Genomic DNA, 14,671 nt, shown 5'->3' with positions numbered 1-14,671 from the left:
AGTATTTAATACAATTTATAACATAATTTTTATGCCGAGAGTCACCGTTATTATTCCCACTTACAACCAAGAACAATATATTTCAGAAGCCATTGACAGTGTTTTAAACCAAACCTATCAAGATTTTGAAATTATTATCACCAATGATGGTTCTTCTGATCAAACCCTAGAACGCATTCAAGAAAAATCAGATCCTCGAATTCGCTGGTTTTCTTTTGAACAAAATCAAGGTGTTAGTATAGCAGCAAACCATTGTATTCGTCAGGCGACTGGAGAATTCATTGCAATTTTAGACTCTGATAATATTTTTTTACCGGATAAGCTTGAAAAACAAGTCGATTTTTTAGATAATAATCCTCAGTTTGATGCGGTTTTTACCCATGCGGAAATTATTGATAAAGCAGGAAATCCCCATCCTGGAAAGGAAGCTTCCTTTAAAAAAATTTTTTCACAAAACAATAAAAATCGTTTTCAATGGTTAAATTCTTTCTTTTATTGTGATAATTCTCTGTGTAATACCAGTGTTTTAATCAAGAAAAAATGTTATGATCTAATTGGATTATATGATCCTCGATTACGTCAAGTTCATGACTTAGATTTTTGGATACGTTTATGTCTGAAGTCTGAAATTTATATTTTACCTGAACCCTTGGTTTTATTTCGGTTTCATGATAGCAATATTAGTGGAGTAACAACTGAAAATATTATTCGACATATTTGGGAAATTCCTCAACTGCTTCAACATTATCTCAGTCCAGAAGTTTGCCAGATTTTTAACACTATTTTTCCTCAGCAGTCCCTAATTCAACCTCCCATTACACCGGATGACCTGCAATTTTTAATGGCAAAATTGGCTTTAACAGTTCATCGTCTGAGTCATCAGTATTTTGGAATTTCTACCTTATATCAGTTAATGAATAATGCTAAAACGGCTGAATACATTGAAAAAAAATATTCTTTTAAATATGCAGATTTGATTGATCTCGCAGGAATTCATGATGCTTTTCAATTAACAAACAACAGAAAACTTAAGCAAAAACTAGAAATAGCTCAAAAAGAACTGGAATCAATTCAAAATCAAATTTTACAAAAAAATTCAGCTATAATTTCTGATTCAGCTATTGTTGAAACTGAATCCAGTTTAAATCAAGTTTTTCCTTTGGTGAGTATATTAATTCCAACTTATAATGGAGAAGAATTTATAAAAACTGCTCTTCAAAGTGCTTTAGAACAAACTTATCCTAACTTAGAAATTATTATTTCTGATGATGGTTCAACAGATAACACGATAAAAATTTCTGAAGCTTTTCAAGAGAAGTGTTCTATTCCTTATCGAATTCTGACTCATTCTAATTATGGATTAGTAAAAAATCTCAATTTCTGTATTAAACAAGCTCAAGGAAAGTACATCAAATTTATTTTTCAGGATGATTGGTTAGAACCCAATTGTATTGAAGAGATGGTTAATTTAGCCGAACAAGATCCAGAAATCGGTTTAGTTTTTTCTCCGCGTCAAGTTGTGATTCATCCCAATTCAACATCTGATCCTATTTGTCAATCTGCTTATAAAGGCGCCGTTAATTTACATCAAAAATGGTCTAATTTAAAACCGATTCAATGGGGTCAAGATCTTTTGTCCGATCCCAACTGTTTAATAGGAGGGTTAAATAAAATTGGTGAACCTACAACTGTATTAATTCCTAAACAGGTTTTTGAAGAATTAGGAGGATTTGATCCTAATCTTCAGCAACTTTTGGACGTGGATATGTGGTGGAGAATTATGGGACGTTATAAAATTGGTTTTGTCGATCAAGCTTTATCTTCCCTTCTCATCCATAAAAATCAACAAACTCAAGTTAATATTGCTCAACAGGAAAATTACAAAGATTATGAGAGACTTTATTTAAAACTTTTGCAAGATTCAAGCTATTCTTTTTTTAACTCATCTTTAAAGAAAGTAATTTTACAGAAAGCTTTATTTAATTCCAAATTTTATCTAAAATTAACAAAAAATTTAATGAGTCAATATCAAAACAATCCTCGTCCCCAAATCATAGAAACTCTTCAATTAGTTCGCCAAATTTTAGTTCAATATTGGTTAACTTTAGCTCCGACCGAGTTAGAAACTCAATATTTCCAAGAAATTCGTCCCATTTATCAACTTTTTTTAAACAGTAATCTCGTTGATGAAGAAGTCGGTGAAATTGAGCAACATTCGATTGAGGAAATTCAAGAAAAGCTTTCTCAAGGTTTATATTCAAGTGATTTAATTTCTGAACTGATGGGATTGATGTTATATCAAAGAGCTTATCAACTTCCTTTTATCTATAAAAATGCGGTGATTCCTTACTATTTTTTCCCTGAGTTTATAACTTGGCTATTTAAAAGCATTGATAATTTTAAAATCGTAGAAAATATAGAAAAATATATTCATTTTCAAGAAAATTTATTGGCTTATATTACTCAAAACTTAACCGCAAATTCATCCTCTCATGAACTGTGGATCTATATAGCTCAATCATATTTTCAATATTCTCAACTCAATTTTGAGAATTTAAACTCTATTAGCCTCCAGAAGATTTATGCTTATAGAAACCTTATGATTGATTTTTTGGTTCAACACTCAAAGGCCACTGATCCAAATCGATCCATTCATCCAGTTTTAGCAATCGATGCACAACCAGAAGACAGCTAGATCATCAGTATCCGAGCCCTGATGGGGAACCCAAAAGCCATCCGCCACGTCACTGTATGGACAGCAAACTATGAGCGTCAGCACCCCGCTCTGAAGAGACGGGGCTTCATGCCTCCTCTTTGGATAGCTGACCAGCTATAGTCTTAACTGACTACGTTATCGGCAAGCGTTAAAGAACCCACCAATGGATGCGTAGCTAGTCCGTTGCTCTGGAACTCGAAAGTTAAACAGTTTTACGAGGGGTAAGACAGTGCTTTTGGGATAGTACCGACCGATAACCTTGGCGAAGCTAACTTTACCCTAGCAATAGGTGTGGTAGAAATACCAAAAAAACCGGGAATCGGCAAATACAAAAATTTTTGTCGATTCCCAATCCAATATTCACGGGGAATAAATTCCCCTGAGTCGTGTTTCCTCTGTTGTCTGAAGACGCGCTCGTTTCCACACTCCCATGCTTTTTTCTATGAACAGCCCAAAGACAATTTTTTCAGCAGTTTCCCAGAAGTTGAGGTAATTTAGAGATGATCAATTCAGTGAGGGGGTAAACGGTCTGCTATTATTTGGACAAAGAGATGAGATGCGGTAGTCACTCTAGGACTACTCAAGGTAAATTTGAAAGGGGTAGTGAAAGTCGGTTGGAGAGTTCAATGACAGGAGCGTTCAAAGTCGGAGAAACTATTATCACAGCAGAGGATCTACCCTCGCTGCTCAAACGTTATCAGTTAATGCCTTTATTTCTGCGCGAAGTGATTTTGGAACAAGCGATCGCTAAGATTACTTGTACAGAAGAAGAACGAGCAGCGGCTCTCGAAAGATTTGATTCGCAACACCAACTAACTTCCCCAGAAGCGAAAGCAGCTTGGCTAGCCGCTTACGATATGACCCCAGAACAACTGGTGGAAATGGCAGAACGCCCTGTGAGAGTGGAAAAATTCAAACAAGAGACATGGAGTGGTCGAGTCGAAAATTATTTTCTCAGTCGCAAAGGTAATTTAGATCAAGTTGTCTATTCTTTAATTCGGACTAAAAATCCAGGTTTGGCTCAAGAACTCTATTTTAGAGTGGCGGAAGGAGAAAACACCTTTGCTGAGGTTGCCCGTGAACATTCAGAAGGGCCAGAATCTCGGACAGGGGGTTTATTAGGCCCAGTTCCCGTCTCTCAACCCCACCCAGCGATTAGTAAACTCTTATCTGTGAGTCAACCCGGTCAACTGTGGGCACCTCGTCCCCTAGCAGAATGGTTTGTGATTATTCGCTTAGAAAAGTTCCTTCCGGCTCAATTAGACGAGTCTATGCGTCGCCGGATGGTTGATGAAATGTTTGAAAATTGGCTACGAGAGCAAATGGCTCAAGTAGGTTCGCTACAACCTCTTCGTACTTCAGTGTCTTCAGTGTCATGACAACATCCGCCGTTTCCCAGTCCCAAATTCAGACCTTTCTGGCTGAAACCAGCCCCTTTGATCGTCTCTCAGAGAAAGCTCTTCAAAGCTTGCTACCCAAATGCCAACTCTTGGGCTACCGCACCGGACAACCGATCTTTGAGCGGGATAAATTACCCACTCAAATCACGATTATTTATCAAGGACAGGCTAGACTCCTGGGTTTTGATCCCAGAGCACAACGCCATGTCAGTTTGGGCTTACTCGGAGCCAGAGAAATTATCGGCTGGGGAGGGTTAATTCGAGGAGTCCCTTGTGAAACGGCGATCGCTTCAACGGACACGATTTGTATCACACTGTCAGCCACGGATTTTCTGCAATGGGTGGCTAAAGAACAGGTTTTTGGCGAAGCTTTTCGTGATCACGCCTCGATCAGCGAAATTTTTGAGCTATTAAGCCAATATCTGCAACAACAAGCTGTTCCCGTTAACAATATTAAGACTTTAGCTCAAGATCTTTGGCAAGATGCCATTGTGCTGAACTTGCTGAATGGCAACAATAAAATTAAAGAACTCAAAAATTTACTCGATCCCAATCGGATTTGGTTAGTGAGTAGTGGAACTTTGGGCGGTTTTACTCCCGGGAATCGGGTTTTCTTGGAGGAGGGTCAGCAATCTTATAAGGCGGAAGGGGCACAGGGGGTGCGATTAATTGGTTTGCGAGAACCGGTTTATGAAGAAGAATCTCCCCCGGAAAGCGATGGCTCAGAAAGTGTTTCTCAGGACTCAACTTCTAGTGTTCGCAAAATAGATTTATCGGCGGTTACTCCGGCTCCTGATGTTCCTCCGATTCCAGAACCGACCAATTTGCCTAAAGCCGCTCAACGGTTCCCGGTGGTTAGGGGTCGTGGCAAGATTGAGGCGCCTCTGGCTTGCTTCAATATGATTGCTAAGTTCTTCGGGATTAACTTTAAAAAAGATGTCGTGCGCCGGGTTTTAGATAATCAGTTGGCGACAGTGGGCAATATCAGCTTACAGGCTTGTGGGGCCGTCACGCAGATGTTGGGGATTAATGCTCAGTTGGTGCAGATTCCAGCGAGGGCCGTCGGTCGGTTGAAGGCTCCGGCGATGGTGGTGTGGCGAGATAGTTTTGCCATTCTTTATAGCATTACCGAACGAGAATTGGTGTTGGCAACCCCAGAAAAAGGTTTGACTCGGATGCGTCCGGGGCAGTTTACGGAGGTTTGGGGTGAGGAGGGACAGGTGCTTCTGTTGCAAGCGCCGCGAGTTGACCAGAAAGAGCAGTTTAGTTTCTGGTGGTTTTTACCCGCCTTGATGGAGCATCGCACCACCTTTGTTGAGGTGTTGCTGTCTTCGTTTTTTATTCAAGTGTTTGGTTTAGTCAACCCCTTGGTGAGCATGGTGATCATTGATGCGGTCATCGGACAGCGTAATTTAGATGCTCTGAATATTCTGGGGATATTGCTGTTAGGGGTTGCCCTGTTTGAAGGGTTGTTGACGGCATTGCGAACTTATTTGTTTGTGGATAGCTCCAACCGAGTTGATATTAAGCTGACGGCGGAGATTATTGACCATATGTTGCGGCTGCCTTTGGGGTATTTTGATACCCGACAGGTGGGAGATTTAATGAGTCGTTTTAATGAGTTAGGAAATATCCGTAACTTCCTAACGGGGACGGCTTTAACAGTGGTATTGGATGCCGTGTTTTCAGTGGTTTATGTAGCAGTGATGTTTGCCCTCAGTCCGATGCTGACTTTGGTGGCTCTGGCACCTTTACCCTTGTTTGCGGGGATTATTTTTGTGTTTTCCCCCGTGATTATGCGGCTGATTCGTAAGCGGGCTGCTTTGGGAGGGACGGCTATGGCTTATATAGTAGAGGTGATTAGTGGGATTCAAACAATTAAGTCTCAAACCATTGAACTGACGGCTCGTTGGCGGTGGCAGGGGATGTATACTCGGTATATGAGTGCAGGTTTGCAGACGACTCTGACCCAAACGGCGGCAGGTACGATGAGTGATTTCTTGAATAAAATTGGAGGAATTGCTCTGTTATGGGTGGGGGCTTATCTGGTAATTAAACAGGAGTTAACCATTGGGGGTTTAATTGCTTTTCGGATTATTTCAGGAAACGTGACGGGATCGTTGTTGCGGTTTATTAGTGTTTATCAAAACGTGCAGGAAGTAGCAATTTCGGTGGAACGGTTGCGGGATATTATTGATAGTTATCCTGAAGCAGATGAAGCGGATCGCAATAATATTCCGTTACCGGAAATTGAAGGGTCTGTTACATTTGATGAGGTTTCTTTCCGATTTAATCCAACTGGGCCGTTGCAGTTGGCGAATGTGAATTTAGATTTTCCGTCTGGGTCTTTTGTGGCGATTGTGGGGTTGAGTGGATCAGGTAAGAGTACGTTGATGAAGTTATTGCAGCGTTTATATGCTCCTTTGTCGGGTCGAATTTTAATTGATGGTTATGATATTAATAAGGTGGAATTGTATTCTGTGCGTCGTCAATTGGGGGTGGTGTTGCAAGATACTCTTCTGTTTAATGGAACGGTTCAGGATAATATTGGCTTGAGTAACCCCGAAGCCAGTACGGATGAGATTATTCGGGCGGCTAAGATTGCTGCGGCACATGATTTTATTATGGGTCTTCCCAATGGTTACAATACCCCCGTAGGAGAAAGGGGAACGGCGTTATCGGGGGGACAACGACAACGGGTGGCGATCGCACGGACGGTGTTACAAAATCCGAAACTGTTAATTTTGGATGAGGCGACGAGTGCTTTAGATTATCAATCGGAACGTTCTGTGATTAATAATTTAATGGATGTGTTTCATGATCGCACGGTGTTTTTTATTACTCACCGTCTCAGCGCTGTCAAAAATGCGGATGTAATTATTATGATGGATCAAGGATCTGTTGTTGAACAAGGAAACCATGATGAGTTAATTGCTCTGAAGGGACGTTATTACTGTCTGTATCAACAACAAGAAGCCCATTAATCAGTTATCAGTGATCAGTGATCAGTCAACAGCAATGAGTGAAAAAAATAAAATCAAGATTTTTAGCTGTTGAAAACAACTGGAACTGCTTCTTAACTCTTGCACTGATAACTGGTACAGACGTGCCATGGCACGTCTCTACTGCTAACTGCTAACTACTAACTGCTAACTACTAACTGATTATGAAATCTGTATCACTGATTGATCAACCTGTTATTCTTGAGAAACCGGCAATGTGGTCTCATATGTTTCTCTGGATGATCATGTTGATAACGACTTCAACGGTTGTTTGGGCTTATTTTTCTCGGATTGAACAAACGGTTCCTGCTGTGGGGGAACTGGAATATAAGGAGGGCGCTAGAGAGATTCAAGCTCCAACGACGGGTGCGGTGGTGAGGCTGCACGTTGAAAATGGCGATCGCGTGCAGAAAAACCAACCGCTTCTGACTTTCAGCCCCACAAACCCCAGTGCTGATATTAAGTCTTTGGCTAAATTACAAGGGACTCTCAAGGAAGAAAACCAATTCTATAACAGTATTATTCAGGGAAATGGCAGGGGAAATTTACCGGCTCAGTGGGAAACGATGGTTAAGGATCGGGAGGCGAGATTACAAGAAAATGAGGTTTTAACGGGTTTAATTAATGAACTTTATAATAATCAAGGTCGAGCGATTAACTATAGTCCCACTCAATCGGGTGTAGTGGCGAATTACCGGGCTGAATTTCTATCTCGTGTGTCTGCGGTTGAGGGGCGAATTGTTGAGTTTAAAAAACAACTGGAACAGACGGAAAATTCGATTCGGGCGACACAAGAACAAGTTCAATATGCGACGAATCAAATTCGCTATTCTGAAGAACAATTAGACTTAGCGAAGGCTCAACTTAATAAGTCTCAAGAGTCTTTGGATCTGAACGAATCGATTTTGGGTCAAATTGCTCCGTTGGTTGAAGAAGGGGCGATGTCTGACTTAAATAAAAAACGTCAGGAACAAGAGGTTTTAAGAAGTCAAAATGAGTTTTTACGTCAGCAAGATCAAATCACTACTCGTCAAAGTGAAATTAATGCCCGTAAGAGTGATGTTGAGAAACAACAAGCTGAAATTAGACGTTTAGAAGATGAAAAACAGAAGGTTTTAGCTTCTATTGCTCGGACGGAACAAGAATTGCAAAATACAAAAGATGCCTGGGCAAGAGAATTGTATCTTCGGGTTGAAGAAAATAAAAAACAAATTGCTAGTATTGATTCTCAATTAAGCCGATATAAACTGGATAATGAAAAACGCTTAGGAGAGGTTAATGCTCAATTGGAAAAAGTTGAAGAACAACGAGATACTCAAGTTCTACGTTCCCCGGTGGCTGGGGTGATTTATGATTTACAGCCTTCAACAAAACAGGATTCTGAACTGGATCTGAATAAGGATGAAATTTGCAGTTATGTCAATGAGCAAATTTTAAAATCGGGTGATCCGAGGATGAAGCGTTGTAATGAGGCTTATTATGAGGCTCAACAAACGGAAAAGCTTATGCAAATTTTAGCGGATGATAAGGGACTGGAAGCCACAATTTATATTAAAAATACTGATTTAGCTTTAGTGCTGAATGCTTTACGAGTTAAGCGCAAATTTTTACAGCCTTATGATGGTAAAACGGTGGCTGGAGAAGTGATTGAATGTAAAGCCGAGAAAGATTGTATTTGTCCAGCATCTCCAGAAGCTCGACAAGAAATTGGAGTAACTGATATAGATTGTATTCCGGTGGAAGTCTCGATTGATGCTTTCCCCAATGATCAATTTGGCATGGTTCCCGGACAGTTAAAATGGTTGAGTCAAGATGCGATTAAACCTGATCCAGAAAAGGGTCGTCAATATTTTACTTTTAAAGGAAAAGTGAAATTAGATAAGCAAAACTTTACCTTAGATGAACAGAAAGATATTAAGGTGGGTTTACAGTCAGGTATGTCAGTGAATACCAAAATTAATGTGGGTAAACGGTCTGTACTTGATATATTCTTAAATCGCTTTACAGGTCGAATGAACAGTATTACAAACTTGAAGTAATTTAATCAGTTATCAGTGTAGAGACGCGCCATGGCGCGTCTCTACCAGTTATCAGTTATTACTGTAAATCACTAATAGTTGGTAACTGATATTCTATTAAGAATATCAATTTCTGATTCGGAAATTGTTAAATCCTTGTAGTATGAGCGTCGTCGGATTCTATGGTTTAAATACTTAACAGCTTAATTGGTAACTAATGGCTAAAAACTCCTCCTCTTTTGTCGATTTTCCTACTACTATTTTAGGGCTGTTATATTTAATCCCTATTTTGGGAATTATTGGATTTATTATTAAGTTTGGAGTGAATGTTCCGTTTTATGATCAGTGGGTTGTACCCGCCTTATTTGAAAAAACAGCTACAGGAACATTAGAATTTAAAGATTTATTTGAACTTCATAATAACCATCGAATCTTATTTCCTCGTTTAATTTTTATTGTTTTAGGGTTTATTTCGAGTTGGAATATTAAATTAGAGCTTTTTTTTAGCTTAGGGTTAGCCATACTAACTTTTATTTTGTTATATAAAGTTTCGGTTAATACCTCCAAAAATCATAACTCTTTTTTTTACTTTACTAATTTATTAATAGCTTTAATCTTTTTCTCCTTAGCTCAATCTGAAAACTGGCTTTGGGGGTTTCAAATTGCTTTGTTTTTAATTAATTTATGTGTAATTTTAAGTTGTTTTATTTTAACACAAGAGCAAGTTAAACCTACCCAAAAATTATTAATTGCAACGATTCCTTGTTTAATTGCTAGTTTTTCATCCGCACAGGGTTTGATGAGTTGGTTGGCTTTAATTCCTTCTATTTGGATGATTACAACAGAAGTAAATCAACGAAAAAAATATTTAATATTTTGGCTAACTTTATTTGCAATTTCCAGTTTAATTTACTCAATAGGATATACTCAAGAACCCAAAATCATCAATCTTTCGCTTATTGAAAGGTTGTTCACTGGGATTCACTTTTTTTTAAATTTAATTGCTGCAACTCTAACAAATTCCTATAATTTTAGTAGTTATATAGGATTAATAATTATATTAAATTTTATGGGGTTATGGTGTTACTGTTTGATTAATAAAAAAGAGAAATACTATTTACTAAAATCCTGTTTTCCTTGGTTTTCCATTGGAATATTTTCGATTTTATGTTCAATTTTAATAACATTAGGTCGTTATGATTATGGAGCAAATTATGCGATTGATGCTTCTCGATATACGACTCATTCTTTACTATTAATTATTGCTGTTATTCAACTTTGGTTTATTGTTATTACTCAATCTCAAACTCTAAACCATAACTCTAGTCCCAAACTGATTTATAGTTTTATAGCGGGAATTTTAGTTTGTTTAATTGGGGTAAAATCAGAAATAGCGATCGCTCAAGCACAAACAGATTTAATCAATAAACAACGAGGTAAAACCTGCTTAGAACTCATTAACTATTTAGAAGACTCTAACTTCTTCAAAACCCATCCTGATCGCTGTTTATTAAGATTAAGTAAAACAACCTGGTGGATTCAAGATGGTGTTAAACAACTCCAGACAGTCCACCTCAGAAATTGGGAAAATAATATAACCTTTAAACCCGAATCAGAACAAGTTTATGGTTATATTGACTTTCCTTTTTCCCGTGATCAACCCTTGAAAATCAAACCCCAAGACTCTATTATTTTAAAGGGATGGGCAATTTTTCCCCAGACTCAAAATCAACCCCAACTTGTCTTTTTTTCTCAAGGAAATCAACAATCCTTTTTCGCCAATGCTAATGTCGGTTTAAATAGTCCAGATATTGCTCAGGGACTAGATTCCCCACTCTATAATTATGCACGATGGCAGGTGCAAATTTCCACCCATGAATTGGATTATGACTTAGGAAACATAACGATTAAAGCTTGGGTCTATAATTCTGATAGTCATGAATTTTTCCCGTTAAAGGGGGAAGTTAAGATAATTGTTGAGAAAGACTAACCCGTTCTTAACCTTGAAGTGAACGTTAATTCGGTTTTCATCAAAGCAACAATTTGGTACAATATTTAATCGCTGACCACTGATTAACCTAAATATGAATATTATTCCAACTTCAATTCCCGATGTTTTAATCATTGAACCCAAAGTCTTTGGGGATGAACGCGGCTTTTTCTTTGAAAGTTTTAACCATAAAGTCTTTGTTGAAAAGACTGGAGTTACCTCAGAATTTGTACAAGATAATCATTCTCGTTCTGTTAAAGGCGTTTTGCGAGGTTTGCATTATCAAATTCAACAAACACAAGGTAAATTACTGCGTGTTGTTGCGGGTGATATTTTTGATGTCGCCGTCGATATGAGAAAAAGTTCTGCAACTTTTGGACAGTGGGTCGGTTGCATTCTGAGCGCAGAAAATAAGCGACAATTTTGGGTTCCCCCAGGATTTGCTCATGGATTTTTAGTGATTTCAGATATTGCTGAAGTGTTATATAAAACCACAGATTATTATGCACCACAATACGAGCGTTCTTTACTGTGGAATGATCCTGATGTCGGAATTGATTGGCCCCTCAATGGAATCACACCAATTTTATCAGCAAAAGATCAAGAAGGTCAACCTTTAAAAACGGCGGAGTTCTTCTCATGACAAAAATTTTATTGATTGGAAAAGATGGTCAACTCGGTCAAGAATTACAGCCTTTTCTGACTGCTATGGGGTCGTTAGTTTCTGTAGGACGGGATACTCTTGATTTATCTCAACCTCAAATTATTGAACAAATAATAGAGGACATTCAACCCGAATGGGTGATTAATGCTGCGGCTTATACGGCTGTGGATAAGGCAGAAAGTGAACCGGAATTAGCAATGAAAATTAATGGAATTGCGCCCGGTATTTTAGCAAAAGCTTGTCAACAATTAGATGCTAAATTAATTCACATTTCTACAGATTATGTCTTTGATGGAACCCAAAGCCATCCTTACATTGAAACTGATTCTACTCATCCCTTGGGTGTCTATGGTCAATCTAAATTAGCTGGAGAAATTGCTATTCAAGAAACCCAAGCCAAATTTGCAATTATTAGAACCGCTTGGGTTTATGGCGTAGGGGGAACCGGAAATTTTGTCAAAACTATGTTACGGTTGGGAAAAGAACGGGAAGAAATTCGCGTTGTTTGCGATCAAGTAGGAAGTCCAACTTGGACAGGAGATTTAGCACAATCAATTGTTCAATTAATGCCACTTTTAAATTCTCAAACCTACGGAATTTATCACTGTACTAATAGTGGTGTTACCAGTTGGTATGATTTTGCGATCGCTATTTTTGAAGAAGCAAAACTATTAGGTTTTCCCTTAAAAATTGAACGGGTAATTCCAATTACAACCCCCGAATATCCAACGCCAGCAAGTCGTCCGGCTTATTCGGTTTTAAGTGGGAAAAAATTAGCCAATCTTCTCGAAACTCATACTCCCCAATGGCGTCAGGGATTGCGTAAAATGTTACAACAATTAAACCCGTAGAGACGTGCCACGGCGCGTCTCTTTCTACAAAACAATCGATGAATTAATCAACTATTAACCCTTAACGATTAATTATGAAAGCGCTGATTCTATCTGGTGGAAAAGGAACAAGATTACGCCCTTTGACGTACACAGGTGCAAAACAATTAGTTCCCGTCGCTAATAAACCCATTTTATGGTATGGAATTGAAGGAATTGTAGCGGCTGGAATTACAGAAATTGGCATTATTATTAGTCCTGAAACGGGAGAAGAAGTTAAAAATTTAACCGGAAATGGCGATCGCTTTGGAGCCAAAATTACCTATATTTTACAAGAACAACCCGCCGGATTAGCTCATGCGGTTAAAGTTGCTCAACCGTTTTTAGGAGATTCTCCTTTTATTATGTACTTGGGAGATAACTTAATTGAAAGTCAACTTAATCAGTTTGTAGAACGCTTTAAACAGCAACAACTAGACGGGTTAATTTTATTAAGAAGTGTCCCTAATCCCACCGCCTTTGGGGTCGCTGTTGTTGATGATCAAGGACGAGTTTTACAGTTAGTCGAAAAACCCAAAGTTCCCCCTTCAAATTTAGCTTTAGTCGGGGTTTATTTTTTTGATAAAACCATTCACGATGCGATCGCTCAAATTCAGCCTTCAGCAAGGGGAGAACTGGAAATTACAGATGCAATTCAACAACTGATTAATAACCAGAAAAAAGTTGAAGCTTGTAATCTGGAAGGATGGTGGTTAGATACGGGAAAAAAAGATGATTTGTTGAGTGCAAACCAAATTATTTTAGATTCTTGTATTATCTACGATGTTCAAGGAGAAGTAGACGAAAACAGTCATATTTTAGGACGGGTTAAAGTCGGTAAAGGGACAAAATTAGTTAACTGTAGTGTCCGAGGGCCAGTGATTATTGGGGAAAATTGCTATTTAGAAAACTGCTTTATCGGCCCCTATAGTAGTGTAGCCAATAAAGTCACTTTAATTGATGCTGAAATCGAACATAGTGTCATCTTGAGTGAAGCTAAAATTATTGGGATTAATCAACGCATTGTGGATACGGTTATCGGTCGTCGAGCAACTTTAAGTACCGCACCTCAACGACCGAAAGCATTACGGTTTATGATTGGAGATGATAGTCAAATAGAATTAGCGTGATTTACTGGATAACGGTTAATTATTACTCCACCGAACTGATTCAACGATTAATTGATTCAATTGTTATAGATACATTCCATAAAATTGTAGAGACGCGCCATGGCGCGTCTCTACAGGGAATTGATTATCAAATTATTATTATTAATAATTCCCCCGATGATCGCTCAATTCATCAGCTAAATTCTCCCTCTATTTTAGTATTAGATGCACCCGAAAATATTGGTTTTGGTCGAGCGTGTAATCTTGGGTTAAATTGGGTTTACCAACAAAATGATCAAGCTATTGTATGGTTAATTAATCCCGATGCGTATTTATCTAAAAATGTTCTGTCTCAAGCAATTGAATTATTTAAAGATTACCCAGAATTATCTATTTTAGGAACAGTGATTTACAATTCCAAAGGAGAAATAGAGTTTACAGAAGGACAATTCAACCCCAAAACCGGAATAATTAAGGTCTATAATCAACTATCAAAAACTTTGCAAAATCAACCTTATCAGTTAACAGAATGGGTATCGGGATGTAGTCTACTAATTAATTTAAAAAAATTTAAAGAATGTCCTCAATTTGATCCTAACTATTTTCTCTATTATGAAGATTTTGATTTCTGTTTACGGTATCGAAACCAAGGACATCAAATTGGGATTACTTCACAGATTAAAGTATTTCATCAAACTTCATCTATTACTCAAAGAAACCCCAACCTCAAGCTTCAATACAGTATTTACAGTTATCTCCTCACTCTTGATAAACATACTTCTAAACTTATTCTATTGTATTGGTTATTTAGAATAAGTCTTATTAGTTTGATAACCCTCTCAGTTACTCCCCAAAAATCTTGGTATAAACTCAAAGGGGTTATAAATTTTATTTTTAGGTAGG

9 protein-coding genes are annotated in these 14,671 nt (G+C 38.1%); all 9 read left to right on the top strand.

Features of this window, described 5'->3' with window-relative positions; all coding sequences use genetic code 11:
- Positions 1-31: 31 nt before the first annotated feature.
- The 9 genes from IQ236_RS12425 (at position 32) to IQ236_RS12385 (ending at position 14,670) form a co-directional block, all read left to right on the top strand.
- Positions 32-2,695 carry a glycosyltransferase family 2 protein gene (locus IQ236_RS12425; RefSeq protein WP_193869546.1) on the top strand — a complete coding sequence of 888 codons (2,664 nt, stop codon included), beginning with the start codon at positions 32-34 and terminating at the stop codon, positions 2,693-2,695.
- Positions 2,696-3,342: 647 nt separating this feature from the next.
- The gene (locus tag IQ236_RS12420) at positions 3,343-4,095 is read left to right on the top strand and encodes a peptidylprolyl isomerase (RefSeq protein ID WP_193869545.1); all 753 of its coding nucleotides are present in this window, start codon (positions 3,343-3,345) and stop codon (positions 4,093-4,095) included.
- Positions 4,092-7,100: a peptidase domain-containing ABC transporter gene (locus IQ236_RS12415; protein WP_193869544.1), complete on the top strand. Its 3,009-nt coding sequence runs from the start codon at positions 4,092-4,094 to the stop codon at positions 7,098-7,100. Before IQ236_RS12420 ends, IQ236_RS12415 begins: the two co-directional genes overlap by 4 nt.
- A 182-nt stretch (positions 7,101-7,282) precedes the next feature.
- On the top strand, positions 7,283-9,157 hold the full coding sequence (locus IQ236_RS12410; protein WP_193869543.1) for a putative HlyD family type I secretion protein: 1,875 nt from the start codon (positions 7,283-7,285) through the stop codon (positions 9,155-9,157).
- A gap of 196 nt (positions 9,158-9,353) precedes the next feature.
- Entirely contained in the window at positions 9,354-11,126 is a 1,773-nt protein-coding gene (locus tag IQ236_RS12405) for a hypothetical protein (RefSeq protein ID WP_193869542.1), read from the top strand.
- A gap of 94 nt (positions 11,127-11,220) precedes the next feature.
- Positions 11,221-11,769, top strand: coding sequence for a dTDP-4-dehydrorhamnose 3,5-epimerase (gene rfbC, locus IQ236_RS12400; RefSeq protein WP_193869541.1), 549 nt, complete (start codon positions 11,221-11,223; stop codon positions 11,767-11,769).
- Positions 11,766-12,641 (top strand): dTDP-4-dehydrorhamnose reductase, encoded by an 876-nt coding sequence (gene rfbD, locus IQ236_RS12395; RefSeq protein ID WP_193869540.1) that lies wholly within the window; start codon positions 11,766-11,768, stop codon positions 12,639-12,641. The genes rfbC and rfbD overlap by 4 nt, the downstream gene beginning before the upstream one ends.
- A 74-nt stretch (positions 12,642-12,715) precedes the next feature.
- Complete coding sequence (locus IQ236_RS12390) at positions 12,716-13,789, top strand: glucose-1-phosphate thymidylyltransferase (RefSeq protein ID WP_193869539.1); 1,074 nt, start codon at positions 12,716-12,718, stop codon at positions 13,787-13,789.
- Complete coding sequence (locus tag IQ236_RS12385) at positions 13,786-14,670, top strand: glycosyltransferase family 2 protein (protein WP_193869538.1); 885 nt, start codon at positions 13,786-13,788, stop codon at positions 14,668-14,670. Before IQ236_RS12390 ends, IQ236_RS12385 begins: the two co-directional genes overlap by 4 nt.
- The last annotated feature ends 1 nt before the right edge of the window (position 14,671 follow it).

Source organism: Planktothrix mougeotii LEGE 06226 (genome assembly GCF_015207485.1).
GTDB lineage: Bacteria > Cyanobacteriota > Cyanobacteriia > Cyanobacteriales > Microcoleaceae > Planktothrix.
The sequence above is the reverse complement of the archived record's forward strand: the minus strand, read 5'-3'. Positions and strand labels throughout refer to the sequence as shown.

Coding starts and splice junctions, on each gene's coding strand:
- IQ236_RS12425 (WP_193869546.1), top strand. CDS start 32: ATGCCGAGAGTCACCGTTATTATTCCCACTTACAACCAAGAACAATAT.
- IQ236_RS12420 (WP_193869545.1), top strand. CDS start 3,343: ATGACAGGAGCGTTCAAAGTCGGAGAAACTATTATCACAGCAGAGGAT.
- IQ236_RS12415 (WP_193869544.1), top strand. CDS start 4,092: ATGACAACATCCGCCGTTTCCCAGTCCCAAATTCAGACCTTTCTGGCT.
- IQ236_RS12410 (WP_193869543.1), top strand. CDS start 7,283: ATGAAATCTGTATCACTGATTGATCAACCTGTTATTCTTGAGAAACCG.
- IQ236_RS12405 (WP_193869542.1), top strand. CDS start 9,354: ATGGCTAAAAACTCCTCCTCTTTTGTCGATTTTCCTACTACTATTTTA.
- rfbC (WP_193869541.1), top strand. CDS start 11,221: ATGAATATTATTCCAACTTCAATTCCCGATGTTTTAATCATTGAACCC.
- rfbD (WP_193869540.1), top strand. CDS start 11,766: ATGACAAAAATTTTATTGATTGGAAAAGATGGTCAACTCGGTCAAGAA.
- IQ236_RS12390 (WP_193869539.1), top strand. CDS start 12,716: ATGAAAGCGCTGATTCTATCTGGTGGAAAAGGAACAAGATTACGCCCT.